This window comes from Pectobacterium sp. 1950-15, assembly GCF_037136835.1.
Lineage (GTDB): Bacteria > Pseudomonadota > Gammaproteobacteria > Enterobacterales > Enterobacteriaceae > Pectobacterium.
On sequence record NZ_JBBBQR010000005.1, the window covers coordinates 93,970 to 115,568 of the forward strand.

Annotated in this window: 21 protein-coding genes; 20 read left to right on the plus strand and 1 reads right to left on the minus strand. The window is 52.6% G+C overall.

All coding sequences use genetic code 11. The features are described from left to right. Positions 1-50 precede the first annotated feature (50 nt). The 8 genes from WCT94_RS07800 to WCT94_RS07835 all read left to right on the plus strand — a co-directional run bounded on the left by WCT94_RS07800 (position 51) and on the right by WCT94_RS07835 (position 7,824). A complete protein-coding gene (locus WCT94_RS07800; RefSeq protein ID WP_014914633.1) occupies positions 51-1,109 on the plus strand; it encodes a PhoH family protein in 1,059 nt (352 codons plus the stop codon). Continuing rightward, positions 1,106-1,585 carry an rRNA maturation RNase YbeY gene (gene ybeY / locus WCT94_RS07805; protein WP_256553660.1) on the plus strand — a complete coding sequence of 160 codons (480 nt, stop codon included), beginning with the start codon at positions 1,106-1,108 and terminating at the stop codon, positions 1,583-1,585. The genes WCT94_RS07800 and ybeY overlap by 4 nt, the downstream gene beginning before the upstream one ends. A 128-nt stretch (positions 1,586-1,713) precedes the next feature. Continuing rightward, a complete protein-coding gene (corC, locus tag WCT94_RS07810; RefSeq protein WP_015839475.1) occupies positions 1,714-2,592 on the plus strand; it encodes a CNNM family magnesium/cobalt transport protein CorC in 879 nt (292 codons plus the stop codon). A gap of 7 nt (positions 2,593-2,599) precedes the next feature. Next, complete coding sequence (lnt, locus tag WCT94_RS07815; RefSeq protein ID WP_336869077.1) at positions 2,600-4,129, plus strand: apolipoprotein N-acyltransferase; 1,530 nt, start codon at positions 2,600-2,602, stop codon at positions 4,127-4,129. A gap of 435 nt (positions 4,130-4,564) precedes the next feature. Beyond that, positions 4,565-5,461 (plus strand): amino acid ABC transporter substrate-binding protein, encoded by an 897-nt coding sequence (locus WCT94_RS07820; RefSeq protein ID WP_015839473.1) that lies wholly within the window; start codon positions 4,565-4,567, stop codon positions 5,459-5,461. Between the two features lie 219 nt (positions 5,462-5,680). Then, complete coding sequence (locus WCT94_RS07825) at positions 5,681-6,421, plus strand: amino acid ABC transporter permease (RefSeq protein ID WP_336868955.1); 741 nt, start codon at positions 5,681-5,683, stop codon at positions 6,419-6,421. Between the two features lie 3 nt (positions 6,422-6,424). Next, on the plus strand, positions 6,425-7,099 hold the full coding sequence (gene gltK, locus WCT94_RS07830) for a glutamate/aspartate ABC transporter permease GltK (RefSeq protein WP_015839471.1): 675 nt from the start codon (positions 6,425-6,427) through the stop codon (positions 7,097-7,099). After that, the gene (locus WCT94_RS07835; RefSeq protein ID WP_225087321.1) at positions 7,099-7,824 is read left to right on the plus strand and encodes an amino acid ABC transporter ATP-binding protein; all 726 of its coding nucleotides are present in this window, start codon (positions 7,099-7,101) and stop codon (positions 7,822-7,824) included. The genes gltK and WCT94_RS07835 overlap by 1 nt, the downstream gene beginning before the upstream one ends. 203 nt (positions 7,825-8,027) lie before the next feature. Here the strand turns inward: WCT94_RS07835 and WCT94_RS07840 are convergent, their stop codons facing one another. Continuing rightward, entirely contained in the window at positions 8,028-8,510 is a 483-nt protein-coding gene (locus WCT94_RS07840; RefSeq protein ID WP_336868958.1) for a zinc ribbon-containing protein, read from the minus strand. A 311-nt stretch (positions 8,511-8,821) separates the two neighbouring features. Here WCT94_RS07840 and leuS point away from each other — a divergent pair, with 311 nt between their 5' ends. The 12 genes from leuS (at position 8,822) to lipB (ending at position 21,497) form a co-directional block, all read left to right on the plus strand. Beyond that, on the plus strand, positions 8,822-11,404 hold the full coding sequence (gene leuS / locus WCT94_RS07845; RefSeq protein WP_336868960.1) for a leucine--tRNA ligase: 2,583 nt from the start codon (positions 8,822-8,824) through the stop codon (positions 11,402-11,404). Between the two features lie 14 nt (positions 11,405-11,418). Further along, a complete protein-coding gene (lptE, locus tag WCT94_RS07850) occupies positions 11,419-11,973 on the plus strand; it encodes an LPS assembly lipoprotein LptE (RefSeq protein WP_319847039.1) in 555 nt (184 codons plus the stop codon). After that, a complete protein-coding gene (gene holA / locus WCT94_RS07855) occupies positions 11,970-12,995 on the plus strand; it encodes a DNA polymerase III subunit delta (protein ID WP_336868961.1) in 1,026 nt (341 codons plus the stop codon). Before lptE ends, holA begins: the two co-directional genes overlap by 4 nt. After that, a complete protein-coding gene (nadD, locus tag WCT94_RS07860) occupies positions 12,962-13,651 on the plus strand; it encodes a nicotinate-nucleotide adenylyltransferase (RefSeq protein ID WP_336868962.1) in 690 nt (229 codons plus the stop codon). The genes holA and nadD overlap by 34 nt, the downstream gene beginning before the upstream one ends. A gap of 194 nt (positions 13,652-13,845) precedes the next feature. Then, positions 13,846-14,163, plus strand: a complete 318-nt coding sequence (gene rsfS, locus WCT94_RS07865; RefSeq protein ID WP_010284049.1) for a ribosome silencing factor — start codon at positions 13,846-13,848, stop codon at positions 14,161-14,163. A 1-nt stretch (position 14,164) separates the two neighbouring features. Further along, positions 14,165-14,635 carry a 23S rRNA (pseudouridine(1915)-N(3))-methyltransferase RlmH gene (gene rlmH / locus WCT94_RS07870; RefSeq protein ID WP_015730925.1) on the plus strand — a complete coding sequence of 157 codons (471 nt, stop codon included), beginning with the start codon at positions 14,165-14,167 and terminating at the stop codon, positions 14,633-14,635. 33 nt (positions 14,636-14,668) lie between these two features. Beyond that, on the plus strand, positions 14,669-16,573 hold the full coding sequence (mrdA, locus tag WCT94_RS07875) for a peptidoglycan DD-transpeptidase MrdA (protein WP_336868964.1): 1,905 nt from the start codon (positions 14,669-14,671) through the stop codon (positions 16,571-16,573). A gap of 9 nt (positions 16,574-16,582) precedes the next feature. Then, positions 16,583-17,695 carry a peptidoglycan glycosyltransferase MrdB gene (gene mrdB / locus WCT94_RS07880; protein ID WP_015839464.1) on the plus strand — a complete coding sequence of 371 codons (1,113 nt, stop codon included), beginning with the start codon at positions 16,583-16,585 and terminating at the stop codon, positions 17,693-17,695. A gap of 13 nt (positions 17,696-17,708) precedes the next feature. After that, positions 17,709-18,827 carry an endolytic peptidoglycan transglycosylase RlpA gene (rlpA, locus tag WCT94_RS07885; protein ID WP_194429801.1) on the plus strand — a complete coding sequence of 373 codons (1,119 nt, stop codon included), beginning with the start codon at positions 17,709-17,711 and terminating at the stop codon, positions 18,825-18,827. 166 nt (positions 18,828-18,993) lie between these two features. Further along, a complete protein-coding gene (dacA, locus tag WCT94_RS07890) occupies positions 18,994-20,205 on the plus strand; it encodes a D-alanyl-D-alanine carboxypeptidase DacA (RefSeq protein WP_014700744.1) in 1,212 nt (403 codons plus the stop codon). A 151-nt stretch (positions 20,206-20,356) separates the two neighbouring features. After that, positions 20,357-20,620: a DUF493 family protein YbeD gene (gene ybeD / locus WCT94_RS07895; RefSeq protein WP_194429800.1), complete on the plus strand. Its 264-nt coding sequence runs from the start codon at positions 20,357-20,359 to the stop codon at positions 20,618-20,620. Positions 20,621-20,813: 193 nt separating this feature from the next. Next, on the plus strand, positions 20,814-21,497 hold the full coding sequence (gene lipB, locus WCT94_RS07900; protein ID WP_336868965.1) for a lipoyl(octanoyl) transferase LipB: 684 nt from the start codon (positions 20,814-20,816) through the stop codon (positions 21,495-21,497). The last annotated feature ends 102 nt before the right edge of the window (positions 21,498-21,599 follow it).

Genomic DNA, 21,599 nt, shown 5'->3' on the forward strand with positions numbered 1-21,599 from the left:
TTTTGTGCGGGCAGAATAGCGTCAGCACAGTAACGCTCAAGAGGAATAATTTGAACGTAACGACAAAAGAGATTGCCCTTGAACCCGCAGATAACCAACGCCTGCTCAGCCTTTGCGGTCCATTTGATGACAATATTAAGCAGCTAGAGCGTCGTTTAGGCATCGAGATCAATCGCCGGGATAACCAGTTTAAACTGGTCGGCAAAAACCTACTGACGCAAGCTGCCGCTGATATCCTGCAACGTCTGTATGTCGATACGGCCCCGGTACGTGGCGTCATCGGTGATATCGATCCTGAGCAAATTCACCTTGCGATTAAAGAATCCCGCGTGCTGGAGCAGTCTGCGGAACACGTTCCTGACTATGGCAAAGTGGTCAATATCCGCACCAAACGCGGCGTAATCAAACCGCGCACGCCAAATCAGGCACAGTATGTCGCCAATATCCTCGATCACGACATCACGTTTGGCGTTGGCCCGGCAGGAACGGGGAAAACCTACTTAGCCGTCGCTGCCGCCGTGGATGCATTGGAACGTCAAGATATACGCCGTATCCTGCTCACGCGCCCAGCGGTCGAAGCCGGTGAGAAACTGGGCTTCCTGCCTGGCGATCTGAGCCAGAAAGTCGATCCTTACCTGCGACCACTTTATGATGCCCTGTTTGAAATGCTGGGCTTTGAGCGTGTAGAGAAGCTCATCGAACGCAACGTCATTGAAGTTGCGCCGCTGGCTTACATGCGTGGTCGAACGCTGAACGATGCTTTTATCATTCTGGATGAAAGCCAGAACACGACCATCGAACAGATGAAAATGTTCCTGACGCGTATCGGGTTCAACTCAAAAGCCGTCATCACTGGTGACGTCACGCAGATCGATCTGCCGAAGAATCTGAAATCCGGCTTACGCCACGCCATTGAAGTGCTGGCTGATGTGGAAGAAATTAGCTTTAACTTTTTCCATAGCGAAGACGTGGTGCGCCACCCAGTGGTCGCACGGATTGTGAATGCCTATGAAGCGTGGGAAAATGCCGAGCAGAAACGTAAAGACGCCTTGGCAGAACAGCGTAAGCGTGAAGCACAGGCTGCGGCATCAGATCAGGAGCAAAAATGAGTCAGGTGATTCTCGATTTACAAATCGCCAGCGAGCAAGCACAGGGGCTACCGGAAGAAAAAGACTTTCAGCGCTGGCTGGAAGGCGTTCTGCCGCAGTTTCAGGAAGTCGCTGAAGTCACCATCCGTATCGTGGATGAGGCCGAAAGCCGCGACCTGAATAACACCTACCGCGGGAAAGACAAGCCGACCAACGTGCTGTCGTTTCCTTTTGAGGCTCCACCTGAGGTCGAACTTCCTCTGCTGGGCGATTTAATCATCTGCCGTCAGGTTGTCGAACAAGAAGCCGCAGAGCAGGAAAAAACTGTAGAAGAGCACTGGGCGCACATGGTTGTCCATGGTAGCCTGCATCTGCTAGGGTATGACCATATCGAAGACAGCGAAGCCGAAGAAATGGAAGCGCTGGAAACCGAGATTATGCAAAGTATGGGCTATGCCGATCCTTACCTTGCAGAAAAAGATGGCCTCACCGAATAAATAGAAATACATTTTATCTAGCCCGAGATCGGGAAGATGTCGGGTACTTATCTGCTACACATCAGCAACTGTGCCGTTTCCAGTTGCTGGCAATAATCCCTTAACAAGAGTGATGTTAATTAAAACGCATGAGCGACGACCATTCTCAAAACAGCGATGCACCCAGTCCCAAGAAGGGCTTCTTTTCTCTTATTCTTAATCAGCTTTTTCACGGCGAGCCAAAAGATCGTAACGGTTTACTCACTCTGATTCGCGATTCCGAACAGAATGACCTGATCGATCCTGAAACACGAGATATGCTCGAAGGCGTCATGGATATCGCCGACCAGCGTGTACGCGACATCATGATCCCTCGCTCGCAGATGATTACGCTCAAGCGCGATCAAACGCTGGAAGAGTGTCTGGATGTGATTATCGAATCCGCCCACTCCCGTTTCCCCGTCATTAGCGAAGATAAAGACCACATTGAAGGCATCCTGATGGCCAAGGATTTGCTGCCGTTTATGCGCAGCGATTCCGAACCCTTCAGTATGGATAAAGTCCTGCGTTCCGCTGTTGTTGTGCCGGAAAGTAAACGCGTTGATCGGATGCTGAATGAGTTCCGCTCGCTGCGTTATCACATGGCGATTGTCATCGATGAATTTGGCGGCGTATCCGGCCTGGTCACGATTGAAGATATCCTTGAGCTGATTGTCGGCGAAATTGAAGATGAATACGACGATGAAGAAGACAGAGATATTCGTCAGCTTAATCGCCAGACCTACACCGTTCGTGCGTTAACCGATATTGAAGATTTCAATGAGGCCTTCGGAACACGGTTCAGCGATGACGAAGTCGACACCATTGGCGGCTTGGTGATGCAGTCTTTTGGGCACCTCCCTGCCCGAGGCGAAACCATCGACATAGAAGGTTACCTGTTTAAGGTTGCGATGGCGGACAGCCGCCGTATTATTCAGGTTCATGTCAGAATCCCTGATGATGCCCCTCAACCAAAATTGGAAGAATAATTTGGCAATGGTTGTCGCTTCTTTTCTACAACGCCAGCAGGTCAGAGCCCTGCTGGCGCTCTTATTTGGTGCCTGTGGCACACTGGCATTTTCTCCCTTTGACTTCTGGCCGGCGGCGATTATCTCGCTCATGGGCCTACAGGCGCTGACGCTAAACCGTACGAGTCGCCAGTCAGCCTGGATAGGCTTTTGCTGGGGGTTCGGCCTATTTGGCAGCGGCATTAACTGGGTTTACGTCAGTATCGCGCAATTTGGTGGGATGCCGGGCCCTGTAAATATTGCACTGGTCATTCTGCTCGCAGCCTATTTATCGCTCTATCCCCTGCTGTTTGCCGCCCTGCTCTCACGCCTCAGCCCGAAGACAACACTGTGGCGTCTGGCACTGGCCGCTCCCGTGCTGTGGCAATTAACCGAATTTTTACGCGGCTGGGTGCTGACGGGGTTTCCGTGGCTGCAATTTGGCTACAGTCAGATCGACGGCCCGCTAAAAGGTATTGCGCCCATTCTGGGCATTGACACCATTACGTTCCTGTTGATGAGTCTCAGCGGGCTACTCGTTTATGCCATCACTCAACGCAACGTCGTTCCGGCGGCCATTGCTATCGCTGTTTTCGTTTTATCATGGCCGCTGCGCAACGTGCAGTGGTATACCCTGCAACCTGAACGCGCCGTCAATGTCGCACTGGTACAGGGCAATATCCCGCAGGCCATGAAATGGGAACAAGATGAGCTATTGAACACGCTGAAGATCTATCTGGATAACAGCCTGCCTTATATGGACAAGGCACCTATCGTGATCTGGCCGGAAACGGCGATTCCTGATATTGAAAGTCGTCAGGGCGCTTATCTGAAACAGGTTGACGATATCTTGCGTAGCCGCAATAGCAGCCTGATTACAGGTATCGTCGATATCCGGCGTGAGGGTAACAAAACCGATTTTTATAACTCGGTTATCGTGTTGGGCGACGAAGATCCGTACCACTACCCCACAACGAACCGTTACAACAAAAACCATCTGGTGCCTTTTGGCGAGTTTGTCCCGTTGGAAACGCTGTTACGCCCGCTGGCACCGTTCTTCGATCTTCCGATGTCATCGTTCAGCCGGGGAGACTACGTCCAGCCTCAGCTCTCAGTTCATGGCTTCAAGCTTAATGCCGCTATTTGTTATGAGATTATCTTAGGCCAACAGTTGCGGGATAACTTCCGGCCAGACACCGATATGTTGCTGACTATCTCGAATGATGCCTGGTTCGGTCATTCAATTGGACCATGGCAGCACTTCCAGATGGCACGCATGCGCGCGCTGGAATTAGGACGTCCTCTAGTTCGGAGTACCAATAACGGCGTCACTGCGGTGATTACACCAGATGGCAATGTCAGCGCCAGCCTGCCGCAGTTTACGCGTGCGGTGCTGAGCACACAGGTTGTGCCCGCGACCGGGATCACACCTTATGCACGTTTCGGCTCCTGGCCGCTCTGGCTAATCACGTTATTCGGCGGCATTGTTACCGTTCTCTTCGGTTTGCGTCGCCGATAATCTCCCTCTTTCCACTTCCCTAAGGGCATGCTTTTGCATGCCTTTTTTTATTTATGGCACGGTATTTGCCTGTTATTACCCTGTAAAGGATTGTTTCTGTATTTTTTTGGATATTGCGTCGGCTTAGAGCGCTCTGTTAGGGCAAGAAACGCACCAAATTGGTGCCACACCATGATATTGCTGCTATTTGGTGCGGCGGATATCGCAAAAAACAAACATTTCCATTTCAATCTATTTACAATCAGCTACTTTTTAACTGTATAGACAGTAACTTCGCGCTTTAACGGTGCAGCGGTATCACTGATAAGTCGCAAAGCGTTATGTATGAGTGATGCAGCGGTACACGTTAACTTGAAAATGACGGGCATATTAACCATACGGTTATTCATGACAGCGCTATAACTATTGCAGCAACGACAGCAAAGGAGTTAGAACATGCAAATGCGTAAACTGGCATTATCACTGCTTCTGCTTGGCACCGCCGCCAGCGTAGCTCAGGCTGAAGATCTGGCCGGTACATTGAAAAAGGTCAAAGATAATGGCGTGATCGTCATTGGACACCGCGAATCGTCCGTGCCTTTTTCTTACTATGACAACACGCAAAAAGTGGTCGGTTACTCTCAGGCCTACTCTGACAAAATTGTCGAAGCGGTTAAGAAAAAACTGGATGCGCCTAACCTGCAGGTCAAGCTACTCCCTATCACCTCTCAGAACCGTATCCCTCTGTTACAGAACGGTACATTCGATTTTGAGTGTGGTTCAACGACCAACAACCTGGAACGTCAGAAACAAGCTGCGTTCTCTAACACCATTTTCGTGGTCGGTACGCGCCTGTTAACCAAAAAAGACTCTGGCGTAAAAGACTTCCCGGATCTGGCAGGTAAAACGGTTGTCGTCACCTCCGGTACCACCTCTGAAGTTCTGCTGAATAAGCTGAATGAAGAAAAACAGATGAAAATGCGCATCATCAGTGCGAAAGACCACGGCGACTCCTTCCGTACGCTGGAAAGCGGCCGTGCTGTGGCCTTCATGATGGATGATGCTTTGCTGGCGGGCGAACGTGCGAAAGCGAAAAGCGCCGATCAGTGGGACATCGTCGGCAAAGCGCAGTCTGAAGAAGCCTACGGCTGTATGCTGCGTAAAGACGACCCGCAATTCAAGAAACTGGTTGATGACACCATTGCTGAAGTTCAGACCTCCGGTGAAGCTGAGAAATGGTTCGATCGCTGGTTTAAACAACCTATTCCACCAAAAGATCTTAACCTGAACTTTGCACTGTCAGATGAAATGAAGGCCTTGTTCAAAGCGCCAAATGACAAAGCGCTCAACTAATTAATAATGAGAATAAGGGCAGAGTCATCTGCCCTCTGATTGCTGATTCGTGGCAGGACAGACAGGCATGTGATGGTCGTTCCCCATCACATGTTGCCCCAAGACATTTCGATAAACAGGAAAACAAACAATACGCCTGTAGTTTGAAACAGAACGGGGATATGGCCGCTCATCAATCTTCAGGGTAGCTTCGCTACCCTTTTTTTACCGGAGTTCGTTATGTCTATAGATTGGAACTGGGGCATATTTCTACAAGCCGCCCCTTTCGGCAACACAACCTACCTCGGGTGGATTTTGTCCGGTCTGCAAGTCACCGTCACATTGTCTATCTGCGCCTGGATTATCGCCTTTCTCGTTGGTTCTCTATTTGGAATCTTGCGTACCGTCCCGAACCGCTTTGTTGCGGGCATTGGTACCTGTTACGTCGAGCTATTTCGCAACGTCCCGTTGATTGTTCAGTTCTTTACCTGGTATTTGGTCGTTCCCGAACTGCTTCCTGCCGGCATCGGCATGTGGTTTAAAGCCGAGCTAGATCCGAATATTCAGTTCTTCCTGTCATCGATGATTTGTCTGGGGCTCTTCACCGCAGCGCGCGTTTGTGAACAAGTGCGTGCGGGGATTCAATCGCTCCCGCGCGGACAGAAAGCCGCCGGGCTGGCAATGGGCCTGACGCTGCCACAAACTTACCGCTATGTGTTACTGCCCAATGCGTACCGCGTCATTGTTCCGCCGTTGACGTCAGAGATGCTGAACCTGGTCAAAAACTCGGCTATCGCGTCCACGATTGGTCTGGTTGATATGGCGGCACAGGCAGGGAAACTGCTGGACTATTCCGCCCACGCGTATGAATCCTTTACCGCCATCACGCTGGCGTACGTTGGCATCAATGCCATCATTATGTTGATTATGCAGGTCGTTGAGCGAAAAACCCGTTTGCCGGGCAATATGGGGAGCAAATAAATCATGTATGAATTTGACTGGAGCTCAATTGGGCCAAGCATGCCGTACCTGATTCAGGGGATGGTCGTTACACTCAAAATTACGCTGACGGCGGTGGTATTCGGGATTGTGTGGGGCACGATTCTGGCAGTCATGCGCCTGTCGCCGATCAAACCTATCAGTTGGTTCGCTAAACTGTATGTGAACCTGTTCCGCTCCGTTCCACTCGTTATGGTGCTGCTGTGGTTCTATCTGGTGGTTCCTAGCTTATTACAAAATGTGCTTGGGCTATCGCCGAAAACCGATATTCGACTGATTTCAGCTATGGTAGCCTTCTCGCTGTTCGAGGCAGCCTATTATTCTGAAATTATTCGTGCGGGTATCCTCAGCATATCGCGCGGCCAATCCTCCGCAGCGCTCGCCTTAGGCATGACGCATTGGCAATCCATGAAGCTGGTTATTCTGCCACAGGCATTCCGCGCCATGGTGCCATTGCTGCTGACGCAGGGGATTGTCCTGTTCCAGGACACGTCACTGGTTTATGTACTCAGCCTCGCTGATTTCTTCCGTACCGCCTCAACCATCGGCGAGCGTGACGGAACACAAGTTGAAATGATCCTGTTTGCCGGGTTCATTTATTTTATCTTCAGCATTTCAGCCTCAATGCTGGTCAGTTACCTGAAAAAAAGGACGGTTTGATGATTTCCCTGAAAAATGTTTCTAAATGGTACGGCCAATTTCAGGTGCTAGCCGACTGCTCCACAGAAGTAAAAAAAGGTGAAGTCGTAGTCGTCTGTGGGCCTTCTGGCTCCGGCAAATCAACCCTGATTAAAACCGTAAATGGCCTGGAACCGATCCAACAAGGTGAAATTACCGTCAACGGGACTGCCGTTAACGATAAAAAAACCAATCTGGCCCAGCTACGTTCCAAAGTCGGGATGGTGTTCCAACACTTTGAACTGTTCCCGCATCTGTCGATTATTGAGAACCTGACGCTCGCGCAGGTAAAAGTGCTAAAACGCAAGCGTGAAGACGCCAAAGCGAAGGCGCAGAAACTGTTGGAGCGCGTTGGTCTGGCTGCACACGCCAACAAATATCCGGGGCAGCTTTCCGGCGGTCAGCAGCAGCGTGTCGCTATCGCCCGTGCGCTGTGCATGGATCCGATCGCAATGCTATTTGATGAACCGACATCCGCACTCGATCCAGAGATGATCAACGAAGTGTTGGACGTCATGGTTGAATTGGCGCAGGAAGGCATGACCATGATGGTCGTCACCCATGAAATGGGCTTTGCCCGTAAAGTGGCACACCGCGTGATCTTTATGGATGAGGGGAAAATCGTTGAAGACACCCGCAAGGATGATTTCTTCAATAACCCACAGTCCGAGCGCGCGAAAGACTTCCTGGCGAAAATCCTGCATTAATAATCAGATACAGCGTGCCGCAAGGCACGCTTTATCAGACTGTTGACAAACCTATTTTCTGAACGAGAACGGTAGTAACGGAATAGAAGAGTAAAGCGTTTGCGCCAGGGATGGCGCAATCCGAGCGTACAGGGATGTATTTACAGCGTCTTTACGATCTATCCGTTACTACCGCTCAACAGACTTTATCTCTTTAGGCAGCCCTATGGCTGAAATGGCTGGCGATGGAACAGGTCATGCGAGCATTTCGGGCAGAGCGGCAAGACTTCCGGAGTATAGAACGCAATATGGTGGTGGCAGTTCTCACACACCAGATTACCTAGTCCCACCACTTCACCGCTGTGATATACCCCGTGATGATTCACATCTTTAAAAATCTCACGCCACTCCAACTGCGTTTTATCCGTAATATCCGCAAGTTCCTGCCACAGGCTTTCCTTGATGACTCGCATAAAAACGCTATCGGTAAACTCATTCTGACTTTCGCTATAGCTACGGCCAAACTCTTCCAGATCGCGCTGAACAGCCTGAATCACCTGTTCTATTTCTTTCTGCGTCAGCTCCGAGCGTTCCTGCAAAGTTTTGCGGGCGCTCTGTACCAGACTATCGAGATCGCGCTCACCGTTGTTCAGCCGGGCCGTCACTGAAGCCATTAACTCGCGGTAATAGCGGGCTAGTTTATTCATGGTTCCTCCTGAATAAGCGGGTTGAAGGGCGATAAAGCACGACTATTCGCCGTCTGGCACACCTGGCCAAAAGCCGATACGTTGCCTATCTCTCTCTATTTTAGATTATTTTTTCGGTACGCCTGATAAATTGTCGCCAATTTGCGCAACGCCTCGCAGTATGTCGCTCGCAGATCAGAAATATTCCTCAGTCGGGCGCAGGGTGTTGTTGCACGCGCCGCTTACGGCTATGCTATGCGGATCTTTTGTTATGAATCAGAACAGGCTACTCACACGTAGCGATTCTTCACTAAACAGGACCCCTGGCAGCCATGCAAGAGCAATACCGCCCAGAAGAGATAGAAGCGGACGTCCAGCTTCACTGGCAAGAGAAGCAGACATTTAAAGTCACCGAACAGCCCGGCAAAGAAAAATACTATTGCCTTTCCATGCTGCCTTACCCTTCTGGCCGACTACATATGGGCCACGTCCGTAACTACACCATCGGCGACGTGATCTCCCGTTATCAGCGCATGCTGGGTAAAAACGTTCTGCAACCGATCGGTTGGGATGCCTTTGGTCTGCCGGCAGAAGGCGCTGCGGTCAAAAACAACACCGCGCCAGCACCCTGGACCTACGCCAACATCGACTACATGAAAAACCAGCTCAAACTGCTGGGCTTTGGCTATGACTGGGATCGCGAAGTCGCGACCTGTAAACCAGACTACTACCGCTGGGAACAGTGGTTCTTCACCAAGCTTTACGAGAAAGGTCTGGTTTATAAAAAAACCTCCGCCGTTAACTGGTGCCCGAACGACCAGACTGTATTGGCGAACGAACAGGTTATCGATGGCTGCTGCTGGCGCTGCGACACCAAAGTTGAACGCAAAGAGATTCCGCAGTGGTTTATCAAAATCACCGCTTATGCAGACCAACTGCTGAACGATCTGGATACGCTGGAAAGCTGGCCTGAGCAGGTCAAAACCATGCAGCGTAACTGGATTGGCCGCTCCGAAGGTGTGGAAATCACGTTTGACGTGGCGGACAGCGCCGAGAAACTGACCGTTTACACCACGCGCCCGGATACGTTCATGGGCGTGACCTACGTGGCCGTTGCCGCAGGTCACCCTCTCGCCGCACAAGCTGCCGCAGCGAACCCGGCGCTGGCCGATTTCATTGCAGAATGCCGTAATACCAAAGTTGCCGAAGCCGATATGGCGACAATGGAGAAAAAAGGCATGGCCACCGGCCTGTATGCAATTCACCCGTTGAACGGCGAGAAAGTCGCTATCTGGGTCGCCAACTTCGTCCTGATGGAATACGGCACAGGTGCTGTGATGGCCGTTCCGGGTCACGACCAGCGCGACTGGGAATTCGCCACCAAATATGACTTGTCCATTAAGCCAGTCATCCTGAACGCCGATGGCAGCGAGCCCGACCTGTCTGCTGAAGCAATGACGGAAAAAGGCAACCTGTTCAACTCCGGTGAGTTTGACGGTCTGGATTTCGACGCAGCCTTTAACGCCATTGCCGATAAGCTGGTAGAGAAAGGCATTGGCGAACGTAAAGTCAACTATCGCCTACGCGACTGGGGGGTGTCTCGTCAGCGCTACTGGGGCGCGCCAATTCCAATGGTGACACTGGAAGACGGCACCGTTATCCCGACGCCAGAAGATCAGCTGCCAGTAATCCTGCCGGAAGATGTCGTGATGGACGGCATCACCAGCCCGCTGAAATCTAACCCGGAATGGGCGAAGACCACCGTTAACGGTCAGCCTGCGCTGCGTGAAACCGACACGTTCGACACCTTTATGGAATCTTCCTGGTACTACGCGCGCTACACCTGCCCGCAGTACGATCAGGGAATGCTGGATCCGGCCGCCGCCAACTACTGGCTGCCCGTTGACCAATACGTTGGCGGTATCGAACACGCCATCATGCACCTGATGTATTTCCGCTTCTTCCACAAACTGATGCGCGACGCGGGTCTGGTGACGTCTGACGAGCCTGCCAAACGCCTGCTGTGTCAGGGCATGGTGCTGGCTGATGCCTTCTATTATCTGGGCAATAACGGCGAACGTATCTGGGTTTCACCTATCGACGTCACCGTTGAGCGTGATGAGAAAGGACGCATCGTCAAAGCCGTCGATAACGAAGGCCGCGATGTGATCTACGCGGGTATGAGCAAAATGTCGAAGTCTAAAAACAACGGCATCGACCCGCAGGTTATGGTAGAGAAATACGGTGCAGATACCGTTCGTCTGTTCATGATGTTTGCTTCTCCGGCGGAAATGACGCTGGAATGGCAGGAATCCGGCGTAGAAGGCGCGAACCGCTTCCTGAAACGCGTCTGGAGACAGGCATTCGAGCACACTGAGAAAGGTGCAGTAACTGCGCTGGATGTCACGACGCTGACCGAAGATCAGAAATCACTGCGCCGCGATCTGCACAAAACGATCGCGAAAGTGACCGATGATATCGGCCGTCGCCAGACCTTCAACACCGCGATCGCCGCCATCATGGAACTGATGAACAAACTGGCGAAAGCGCCGCAGGACAGCGATCAGGATCGTGCACTGACGCAGGAAACGCTGCTGGCCGTTGTTCGTATGCTCTATCCGTTCACGCCGCACGTTTGCTTCACACTGTGGCAGGCGCTGCAAGGCGAAGGCGACATCGATACCGCGCCATGGCCGGTTGCAGATGAGAGCGCAATGGTTGAAGATTCCAAGCTGGTCGTCGTGCAGGTTAACGGTAAAGTACGTGGTAAAATTACCGTTGCCGCTGACGCGAGTGAAGAACAGGTTCGCGAACGCGCTGCTCAGGAACCGCTGGTCGCGAAATATCTGGACGGCGTCACGGTTCGTAAAGTGATTTATGTCCCTGGCAAACTGCTTAACCTGGTTGTGGGTTAAGGCAAGGAGGAACTGTGCGACATCGTCTATTCACGCTGTTGCTGGGGCTGGCGGTGTTAATCACCGCTGGCTGCGGTTTTCATCTGCGCGGCACGACACAAGTGCCTGCGCAGTTACAAACGCTGGTGCTTGACAGCAGTGACCCTTATGGCCCGCTCACGCGTGCAGTACGCGAGCAGCTCCGTCTCAGCGATGTGAAAATCGTTGACGATGCGATGCGTCAGGATATCCCGTCTCTGCGGGTACTGGGCTCAAGCGAAACGCGCGATACCGTCTCGATTTTTCAGGATGGTAAAACAGCGGAGTACCAGATGGTGCTGACATTGCAGGCACAGGTGCTGATGCCGGGTGAAGACATTTATCCGCTCAGCGTGACGGTGTTCCGCACGTTCTTTGATAACCCGCTGGCTGCGCTGGCGAAAGATGCCGAACAGGACATCGTTCGCCAGGAAATGCGTGAGCAGGCAGCCCAGCAGCTGGTGCGTAAACTGCTGACCATCAACGGTAGCCAGGAAGTCAAAAATCGGTTGCAGTCCACCGATTCCACTGCTGCCGCCAAGCGTTCATGATTCGGCTTTACCCCGAACAACTCACCGCGCAGCTCCATGAGGGGCTGCGCGGTTGTTATTTGGTCTTTGGCACAGACCCACTCCTACTACAGGAAAGTCTCGACAGCATTAAACGGGTCGCTCAACAGCACGAATTCAGTGAGCATTTCAGCTTTATTCTGGATCCTCATACCGATTGGGATGCCATTTTCAGCACCTGTCAGGCGCTCAGCCTGTTTGCCTCGCGCCAATCACTCTTACTGGTTCTACCGGAAAACGGCCCAAATGCCGCGATAAGCGAAAACCTGGTCAAGCTTTCTGGGCTATTGCACCCCGATATTTTGCTGATTCTGCGCGGTCATAAGCTGACCAAAGCGCAGGAAAACAGCGCCTGGTTCAAAGCGCTCGCGCAAGACAGCGTCTATATCAACTGTCTCACGCCGGAACAGGCACAGCTTCCCCGCTGGGTCGCCCAGCGTGCCAAAACCATGAAGTTGACGCTGGATGAACAGGCTACCCAGCTTATTTGCTATTGCTACGAGGGCAATCTTCTCGCGCTGTCTCAGGCATTAGAACGGCTATCGCTGCTTTACCCCGATGGCAAGCTGACCTTGCCGCGCGTGGAAAGCGCCGTGAATGATGCCGCCCACTTCACGCCGTTTCATTGGCTCGATGCGCTGCTGGCAGGCAAAGGCAAACGCGCCTGGCACATTTTGCAGCAGCTAAGACAGGAAGATTGCGAGCCGGTCATTTTGCTGCGCACGCTACAGCGTGAGTTGCTACAGCTGTTAACGCTGAAGCGGCGTATGTCAGACACACCGCTGCGTACATTATTCGATCAGCAAAAGGTGTGGCAAAATCGGCGTGACCTGCTCACTCAGGCATTACAACGACTTTCTCTTCAACAGCTACAGCAGGCTGTGCGATTACTGGCGCAGGTGGAAATAACGCTAAAGCAAGACTACGGTCAGCCTGTTTGGGCTGAACTTGAATCCCTTGCCATGCTGCTGTGCGGCAAAGCATTACCGGAGGCATTCATCTGAATAGTTCCCCCGCTACGCCATCGCTGACCGCATTTTTTGGCGGCACGTTCGATCCCATTCATTACGGTCATCTTCAGCCGGTGACAGCACTGGCAAATCTCGTGGGGCTGACTCAGGTTGTCCTGATGCCCAATAATGTTCCGCCGCATCGACAGCAGCCTGAAGCCAGTTCCCGACAGCGTTTTCATATGGCTGAGCTGGCCGTTGAAGGCAATCCGCTCTTTACCGTGGACGATCGTGAACTGCAACGGCAAACCCCCTCTTACACCATTGAAACACTGGAAGCGTTGAGGGCTGAAAAAGGCCGTCATGCGCCGCTGGGTTTTATCATCGGGCAGGATTCACTGCTGACGCTACACCATTGGCACCGCTGGCAGGATCTACTCGGCGTCTGTCATTTGCTGGTGTGCGCGCGCCCCGGCTATCGCTCAACGCTGGAAACACCCGAATTACAACAGTGGCTGGACGAGCATCTGACCCACGCGCCAGACGATCTTCATCGCCAACCGCAAGGGCGGATCTTTTTGGCAGACACGCCGCTGGTCACCATTTCCGCCACGGAAATTCGCCAACGTCGGCTACAAGGTCTGGACTGCCACGATTTATTGCCTCCCGCCGTGCTCAGTTACATCAACGAAAACGGTCTGTACCAATAACATCGCTTTTCCTGTCCATCAGCCACGGGCTTTATACCACTCGGTAAAAGTGCGTGATATACTCCGCGGCTGGTTTCAATCACCGGGAAAAGCGGAAATTCTCAGCAATTACTCGGTGATTCACGTTTTTCCTAAACAATTCAGCGCCACACGCGTCTGTCAGTTACAGACAGAACGCCATTGAGGGGGAACCTTTGCAAGGCCAAGCACTCCAAGATTTCGTTATTGATAAGGTCGATGACTTAAAAGCTCAGGATATCGTTGCACTCAATGTGCAGGGTAAATCCAGCATTACCGATTACATGGTTATCTGTACGGGAACCTCTACGCGCCACGTCGCTTCTATTGCCGATCACGTCGTGCAATCTTCACGCGCCGCGGGTCTGATCCCACTCGGCGTCGAAGGCGAAAGCGCCGCTGATTGGGTTGTTGTCGATTTGGGTGACGTGATGGTTCATGTCATGCAAGAAGAAAGTCGCCAGCTGTACGAATTGGAAAAACTGTGGGGCTAGTATGAAACTGCAACTGGTCGCCGTTGGCACCAAAATGCCCGACTGGGTGCAGACTGGTTTCACCGATTATCTGCGCCGTTTTCCCAAAGACATGCCTTTCGAACTACTCGAAATTCCGGCGGGGAAACGGGGTAAAAATGCGGACATCAAACGCATTCTGGAACGTGAAGGCGAACAGATGCTGGCGGCGGTGGGCAAAGGCAACCGCATTGTTACGCTGGATATTCCTGGGACTCGCTGGGAGACACCGCAGCTGGCACAACAGCTGGAGCGCTGGAAACAGGACGGGCGCGACGTCAGCCTGCTAATTGGCGGGCCGGAAGGTCTTGCGCCAGAATGCAAAGCCGCAGCCGAACAAAGCTGGTCGCTCTCGCCCTTAACGCTGCCGCACCCGCTCGTTCGTGTACTGGTGGCGGAGAGCCTGTATCGTGCATGGAGCATTACGACTAATCACCCTTACCATCGGGAGTAAGGCGATACGATGAAACCTGTGAAATAACGCTGGATGAAAGTAGAACGTAAACCCTTTCGAGATTATACGGCTGAGTCCGCCCTGTTTGTGCGCCGTGCTTTGGTCGCCTTTCTGGGCATTTTGCTGCTTTCCGGTGTATTAGTCGCTAACCTTTATCATCTGCAGATTGTGCGGGTTGATGATTACCGCACTCGTTCTAATGAAAACCGTATTAAGCTGGTTCCTATCGCGCCCAGCCGCGGCATCATCTATGACCGCAACGGCACCCCACTGGCGCTAAATCGTACCATTTATCAGTTAGAGCTGGTGCCCGACAAAGTCGACAATCTTAAAGACACGCTCGAAGCGCTGCGTCCCGTCGTCGACCTGACCGATGACGATCTGGAAAGTTTTGAAAAAGAACGTAAACGCTCACGCCGTTTTACCTCGATTCCGGTGAAAACCGGGCTCAGTGAGATTCAGGTTGCCCGTTTTGCCGTCAACCAATATCGCTTCCCCGGCGTTGAAATTAAAGGCTACCAGCGTCGCTATTACCCTTACGGTTCTGCGCTGACGCACGTTACGGGCTATGTCTCCAAAATCAACGATAAAGACGTAGAACGGCTGACCAAAGAAGAGAAAATCGCCGATTACGCCGCCACGCATGACATCGGTAAGTTGGGTATCGAGCGTCATTACGAGGATTTGCTGCACGGCAAACCCGGCTATGAGGAAGTTGAAGTCAACAACCGCGGCCGCGTAATCCGTCAGCTCCATGAACAACCCCCCCAGGCCGGACGCGATATCTACCTGACGTTGGATCTAAGCCTGCAAATCTACATCGAAAAATTACTCGAAGGTAGCCGTGCTGCGGTCATTGTCACCGACCCGCGCGATGGCGGTATTCTGGCGATGGTTTCCACGCCCAGCTACGACCCCAACCTCTTTGTCGACGGGATTTCCACCAAAAACTATACCAAGCTACAAACCGATCCTAATCGTCCGTTGATCAATCGTGCGACGCAGGGGATATACCCACCCGCCTCCACCGTGAAGCCCTATATCGCGGTTTCCGCCCTGACTGCGGGCGTGATTACGACCAACACCAGCCTGTTCGATCCCGGCTGGTGGCAGTTACCCGGTTCAGAAAAGCGTTTTCGCGACTGGAAAAAATGGGGACATGGCCGCCTGAATCTCACCAAATCGCTGGAAGAGTCTGCGGATACTTTCTTCTATCAGGTTGCTTACGACATGGGAATCGATCGGCTGTCCGAATGGATGAACAAATTCGGGTACGGTCAACGAACCGGTATTGATATCTCGGAAGAAAGCCGAGGTAACATGCCAACCCGTGAGTGGAAGCTCAGACAATTCAAAAAACCCTGGTATCAGGGCGACACCATTCCCGTCGGGATCGGCCAAGGCTACTGGACGGCGACGCCGATCCAGATGAATAAAGCGCTGGTGACACTGATCAACGACGGCCAGGTCAAAACACCGCATTTACTTTATAGTTCGCGCGAAAATGGCGTTATTGTGCCTTACCGACAGGCAGAGAATCAGCAAATTGGCGACATTCATTCTGGCTACTGGGAAGTGGCAAAAGATGGCATGTATGGCGTGGCTAACCGTGCTAACGGTACCGCGCACAAAAGTTTCGAGGATGCCCCTTATAAAATTGCGGCAAAATCCGGTACGGCGCAGGTCTTCGGCCTGAAAGAAAACGAAACCTATAATGCGCACAAGATCGCAGAACATCTGCGTGACCATAAGTTAATGGTTGCCTTTGCCCCGTATAAGAATCCTAAAGTCGCGATATCGATCATTCTGGAAAACGGCGGCGCAGGCCCGACCGTTGGCACCATCACTCGCCAGATCCTTGATCATATTCTGCTGGGTGATAACAATACTGATTTACCCAGTGCGCCCCCTGCGCCACCGGGTAGCGAGAGTGAGTAACAGACAGTCATGACCGATAGCCAACAAAAGGGATCGTTCTGGGCGAAAATCCACATCGACCTCCCGTTTCTTCTCTGCATCCTGGCACTGCTGGGCTATAGCCTATTTGTCTTATGGAGCGCCAGCGGGCAAGACGTCGGTATGATGGAACGAAAAGTCGTTCAAATCGTGCTGGGGTTTACGGTGATGATCGTGATGGCACAAATCCCCCCTCGCGTGTATGAGGGATGGGCTCCCTATCTCTATGTATTTTGCGTCATTTTGCTGCTCATCGTGGATATTTTCGGGCAGATCAGTAAAGGCGCGCAGCGCTGGCTGGATCTGGGCTTTATCCGTTTCCAGCCGTCGGAAATTGCCAAGATCGCCGTACCGCTCATGGTGGCGCGTTTTATCAACCGTGATATGTGTCCGCCGTCGTTAAAAAACACGGCAATCGCGCTGGTACTGATCTTTGTCCCTACGCTACTGGTTGCCGCCCAGCCGGATTTAGGCACCTCAATTCTGGTCGCGCTATCGGGGCTGTTTGTGCTTTTCCTCGCCGGCATGAGCTGGCGCTTAATTGGTATCGCCGTCCTGCTGCTCGCCGCGTTTATTCCTATACTCTGGTTTTTCCTGATGCATGATTATCAGCGCGCCAGGGTGATGATGCTGCTCGATCCAGAAAGCGATCCGCTTGGCGCTGGATACCATATTATTCAATCGAAAATTGCGATAGGCTCTGGTGGCCTGTCTGGCAAAGGTTGGCTGCACGGCACACAGTCTCAGTTAGAGTTCCTGCCTGAGCGCCACACCGACTTTATCTTTGCCGTGCTGTCAGAAGAGCTCGGCTTAATCGGCGTTTTGATTCTGCTCGCGATGTATCTGTTCATGATCATGCGCGGTCTGGTCATTGCCGCTAATGCACAAACCTCATTCGGCCGGGTGATGGTCGGCGGGTTGATGCTGATTCTGTTTTTCTATGTTTTCGTCAATATCGGGATGGTCAGCGGTATACTTCCCGTCGTTGGTGTGCCGCTACCGCTAATCAGCTACGGCGGATCGGCGCTGGTCGTCTTAATGGCGGGGTTCGGTATCGTCATGTCGATACATACTCACCGCAAACTGCTATCCAAAAATTTATAACACGAGGTGAGCAATGCGTAAGGATTGGCTTTGGATCGGCGTAGCAACTCTGGCGCTTGCTGCCTGTACCACCACGGAACAGCGGAAGCCTGCTCCGCCCGTGACTCAGGTCTATAGCGGCCCCGTTGAGGAAATCGGCGGTGCGGAACCACGTTACGAACCCTACAATCAGGGGACGCTGCAAGACTACAGCATCAAAGGCAAGAGCTATAAAATTGTCAAAGATCCGCAAAACTTTAGCGAGACCGGCTTAGCCGCCTGGTACGGCGAAGAAGCCAGCGGTAACCGCACGTCAATCGGCGAGACGTTTGATCCGAATGCGATCACCGCCGCGCACCCGACGTTGCCGCTGCCGAGCTATGTCCGCGTCACCAACCTGAGCAACGGTCGCCGTCTGGTTGTGCGTGTAAACGACCGCGGGCCGTATACGCCGGGTAGAATTATCGATCTGTCGAAGGCCGCAGGCGATCGACTGAATATCTCGAACAATACCAAAGTAAAAGTGGACTTCATCAACGTCGCGCCAGATGGCACGCTCTCCGGTCCCGGAACTGTGGGTACCACCGTCGCCAAGCAAAGCTTCGCCCTACCAGAGCGCCCGAGCTTCGGCGCCAGCGGATTGGGTACGCCAATGATGGAAACCACGTCGCCAACCCCCAACAGCGCCGTTCGCCCAATCAGCAATAGCAACCTGAGCGTGCCAGCAGAAAGCACGCAGCCGCAAAGCAGTGCGCCGTCGCACAGCGGTGGCTTTTTGGGAGCCCCTTCCGCACTGCGCGCTGGCGTAGTTGAGTCCAGCGTGACACCGACGACGACACCGTCCTCATCCGCAGCGCCACTGAACGTCGCGCCAGCGGCTGCCGTTGCCGCGCCCTCAACGACAGCCCCCTCAGCCACGGGTCGCTATGTGGTTCAGGTCGGTGCGCTGAGCGATCAGCAGCGTGCACAAACCTGGCAGCGCAGCCTGAGCGAACGCTTCCGCGTAGCCGGTAAAGTCACAGCGAGCGGCGGGCTATACCGCATCCAGCTAGGGCCATTCCAGAATCGTCAGCAAGCCGCTGAACTTCAACAACGTTTGTCAGTCGAAGCTCAGCAGCAGTCGTTTATTACCGCCGCACCCGGCACCCTCTAGTCACGGATAATCGGCAGGCTCACCATGCGAAAGCAGCGGCTATGACATTGAACATACCGCCCTTTTGCAAAATCACGTAACGTAATGTCTGATGCCTGCCTATTCCCCATCTGCTATAGTGTGGCTCGTTTTTTAACTCATACCCACGGATGTTGTTGTTCCAATCATGAATACTGTAAACACGTCTCGTTTTACTAAGCGTACTGCGCTTGGCGCACTGCTCGTCATTAGCGCCTCTTCCTTTGCCTATGCCGAAGATATCAATCTTAAAACGATGATCCCCGGCGTTCCGCAAATCGATGCTGAATCCTACATCCTGATTGATTACAACTCTGGAAAAGTGTTGGCGGAAATGAACGCTGACACGCGCCGCGATCCGGCCAGCTTAACGAAAATGATGACCAGCTACGTGATTGGTCAGGCAATTAAATCAGGAAAAATCAGCCCGAACGACATCGTTACCGTCGGTAAAGATGCCTGGGCAACCGGCAACCCGACCTTCCAGGGCTCTTCCCTGATGTTCCTGAAGCCGGGCGACCGTGTTCCCGTCTCCCAATTAAACCGCGGTATTATCCTGCAATCCGGTAACGATGCCTGCGTCGCGATGGCCGACTACGTTGCCGGCAGTCAGGATGCCTTCGTTAACCTGATGAACGGTTACGTGAAGGCTCTGGGGCTGCAAAATACCAATTTTGAAACCGTGCACGGTCTTGATGCACCGGGCCAGTTCAGCTCGGCGCGTGATATGGCCCTGATCGGTCAGGCGCTGATCCGCGATGTGCCAGAAGAGTACGCGACCTACAAAGAGAAAGAGTTCACGTTCAACAATATCCGTCAGCCTAACCGTAACGGTTTGCTGTGGGATTCCAGCCTGAATGTTGACGGCATCAAAACGGGCCATACGTCATCAGCTGGCTTTAACCTGGTTGCCTCGGCAACAGAAGGTCAGATGCGCCTGATTTCAGCGGTACTGGGCGGACGTAATGCCAAAGGGCGCGAATCAGAAAGTAAAAAACTGCTGACCTGGGGCTTCCGCTTCTTTGAAACCGTTGCGCCGTTGAAAGCAGGCAAAGAATTTGCATCCGAGCCGGTCTGGTTTGGCGACAGTGACCGCGTTGCGCTGGGCGTTGAGAAAGATGCCTACCTGACCATTCCACGTGGCCGTATGAAAGATCTGAAAGCCAGCTACGTTCTGGACAACACTGAGCTGCACGCGCCGTTAGCGAAAAATCAGGTTGTGGGTTCCATCAACTTCCAACTGGATGGCAAAACCATCGACCAGCGTCCACTGGTGGTCATGAACGAAGTGAAAGAAGGCGGGATCTTTGGCCGTATGATCGACTACATCAAACTGATGTTCCATCACTGGTTCGGCTAAGCCCCCCTTGTGTGGGGCCAAAACGCCCCCATATAGATAGCATCCATAACTCCCGCAGAACGCGGGAGTTATGCTTTTTTAGTATAATGTACTTATGTCAGTGCTAATACCGTCGGGATGATGCCGACGTATTACCCTCTCTGGAGCGCAAATGAAAACCAAATTAAACGAACTGCTTGAATTCCCCTGTGTTTTTACCTACAAGGTCATGGGTGAGGCAAAACCAGAGCTGGTCGATCTGGTCGTTGAAGTGGTACAACGTCATGCGCCAGGCGACTACACGCCGCAGATCAAACCCAGCAGCAAAGGGAATTATCACTCCGTTTCCATCACCATCACTGCGACACACATTGAGCAGGTGGAAACGCTGTACGAAGAACTGGGCAACATCAACATCGTGCGCATGGTTCTGTAAGGCATAGGGTTCTGTAAGAATCACGCAGTAAAAAGAACGAGCGGGAAAATTAGCGAGCACGGCATAGTTTTGTGATGCCATAATTATCGTGCGTAGTTTTGTGCCACCCACGTTTTGCACTACATAATTTGCATAGTGCTGTTCGCTGAGGCCTCCCGCCGTTATAATCCTCCCACCTTTCCTTAACCTGAAGATGACACACTTGCTACAGGATAAGATCATCGTACGCCAATTTGACGTACAGCAGTATGAGCCCGTCTCTCTGGCGATGCATAATTTCACCGACCGACGCGATGAGAATACCCCAGACGAACTCTGGCTGGTTCAGCATCCCCGCGTATTCACACAAGGTCAGGCGGGAAAAGCCGAACATGTCCTCATGCCCGGTGACATCCCCGTCATTCAGAGCGACAGAGGCGGTCAGGTGACCTACCACGGCCCCGGCCAGCAGGTCATGTACGTGTTGATTGATCTGAAGCGCCGTAAGCTTGGCGTTCGTCAGCTCGTCACTGCCATTGAAAATACCGTGATTGGCACACTGGCGCACTTCCATATTGACGCCCATGCGCGCCCTGATGCGCCCGGCGTTTATGTGGGCGAACGTAAAATCTGCTCGCTGGGACTGCGTATTCGCAAAGGCTGCTCTTTCCACGGGTTAGCGCTCAATATCGCCATGGATCTCTCCCCTTTCCTGCGCATCAACCCGTGTGGTTACGCCGGTATGGAGATGACGCAAATCAGCGATCTGGTGCCGGGCGTCACGTTGGATGACACCGCTCCCGTGCTGGTGAACACCTTTTTGCAGTTAGTTGGCTATTCCGCACCCGAGTTTACTCCGTGGAATCTTGATGTACAGGGTGAGCCGCTTCCTGGTTAACATGTTTCATCCTGTCAATAAAAATCAGTCAGTTAGGCGATCGTTTTTTGATAAATTACATTTTATTCACATAATTTCTTCATTTTGATCGCGCAAAGGCTG

Excerpts from the sequence above, each read along its gene's own strand:
- ybeY (WP_256553660.1), top strand. The coding sequence starts at position 1,106 with ATGAGTCAGGTGATTCTCGATTTACAAATCGCCAGCGAGCAAGCACAG.
- corC (WP_015839475.1), top strand. The coding sequence starts at position 1,714 with ATGAGCGACGACCATTCTCAAAACAGCGATGCACCCAGTCCCAAGAAG.
- lnt (WP_336869077.1), top strand. The coding sequence starts at position 2,600 with ATGGTTGTCGCTTCTTTTCTACAACGCCAGCAGGTCAGAGCCCTGCTG.
- WCT94_RS07820 (WP_015839473.1), top strand. The coding sequence starts at position 4,565 with ATGCAAATGCGTAAACTGGCATTATCACTGCTTCTGCTTGGCACCGCC.
- WCT94_RS07825 (WP_336868955.1), top strand. The coding sequence starts at position 5,681 with ATGTCTATAGATTGGAACTGGGGCATATTTCTACAAGCCGCCCCTTTC.
- gltK (WP_015839471.1), top strand. The coding sequence starts at position 6,425 with ATGTATGAATTTGACTGGAGCTCAATTGGGCCAAGCATGCCGTACCTG.
- WCT94_RS07835 (WP_225087321.1), top strand. The coding sequence starts at position 7,099 with ATGATTTCCCTGAAAAATGTTTCTAAATGGTACGGCCAATTTCAGGTG.
- WCT94_RS07840 (WP_336868958.1), bottom strand. The coding sequence starts at position 8,510 with ATGAATAAACTAGCCCGCTATTACCGCGAGTTAATGGCTTCAGTGACG.
- leuS (WP_336868960.1), top strand. The coding sequence starts at position 8,822 with ATGCAAGAGCAATACCGCCCAGAAGAGATAGAAGCGGACGTCCAGCTT.
- holA (WP_336868961.1), top strand. The coding sequence starts at position 11,970 with ATGATTCGGCTTTACCCCGAACAACTCACCGCGCAGCTCCATGAGGGG.
- rlmH (WP_015730925.1), top strand. The coding sequence starts at position 14,165 with ATGAAACTGCAACTGGTCGCCGTTGGCACCAAAATGCCCGACTGGGTG.
- mrdA (WP_336868964.1), top strand. The coding sequence starts at position 14,669 with ATGAAAGTAGAACGTAAACCCTTTCGAGATTATACGGCTGAGTCCGCC.
- mrdB (WP_015839464.1), top strand. The coding sequence starts at position 16,583 with ATGACCGATAGCCAACAAAAGGGATCGTTCTGGGCGAAAATCCACATC.
- rlpA (WP_194429801.1), top strand. The coding sequence starts at position 17,709 with ATGCGTAAGGATTGGCTTTGGATCGGCGTAGCAACTCTGGCGCTTGCT.
- dacA (WP_014700744.1), top strand. The coding sequence starts at position 18,994 with ATGAATACTGTAAACACGTCTCGTTTTACTAAGCGTACTGCGCTTGGC.
- ybeD (WP_194429800.1), top strand. The coding sequence starts at position 20,357 with ATGAAAACCAAATTAAACGAACTGCTTGAATTCCCCTGTGTTTTTACC.
- lipB (WP_336868965.1), top strand. The coding sequence starts at position 20,814 with ATGACACACTTGCTACAGGATAAGATCATCGTACGCCAATTTGACGTA.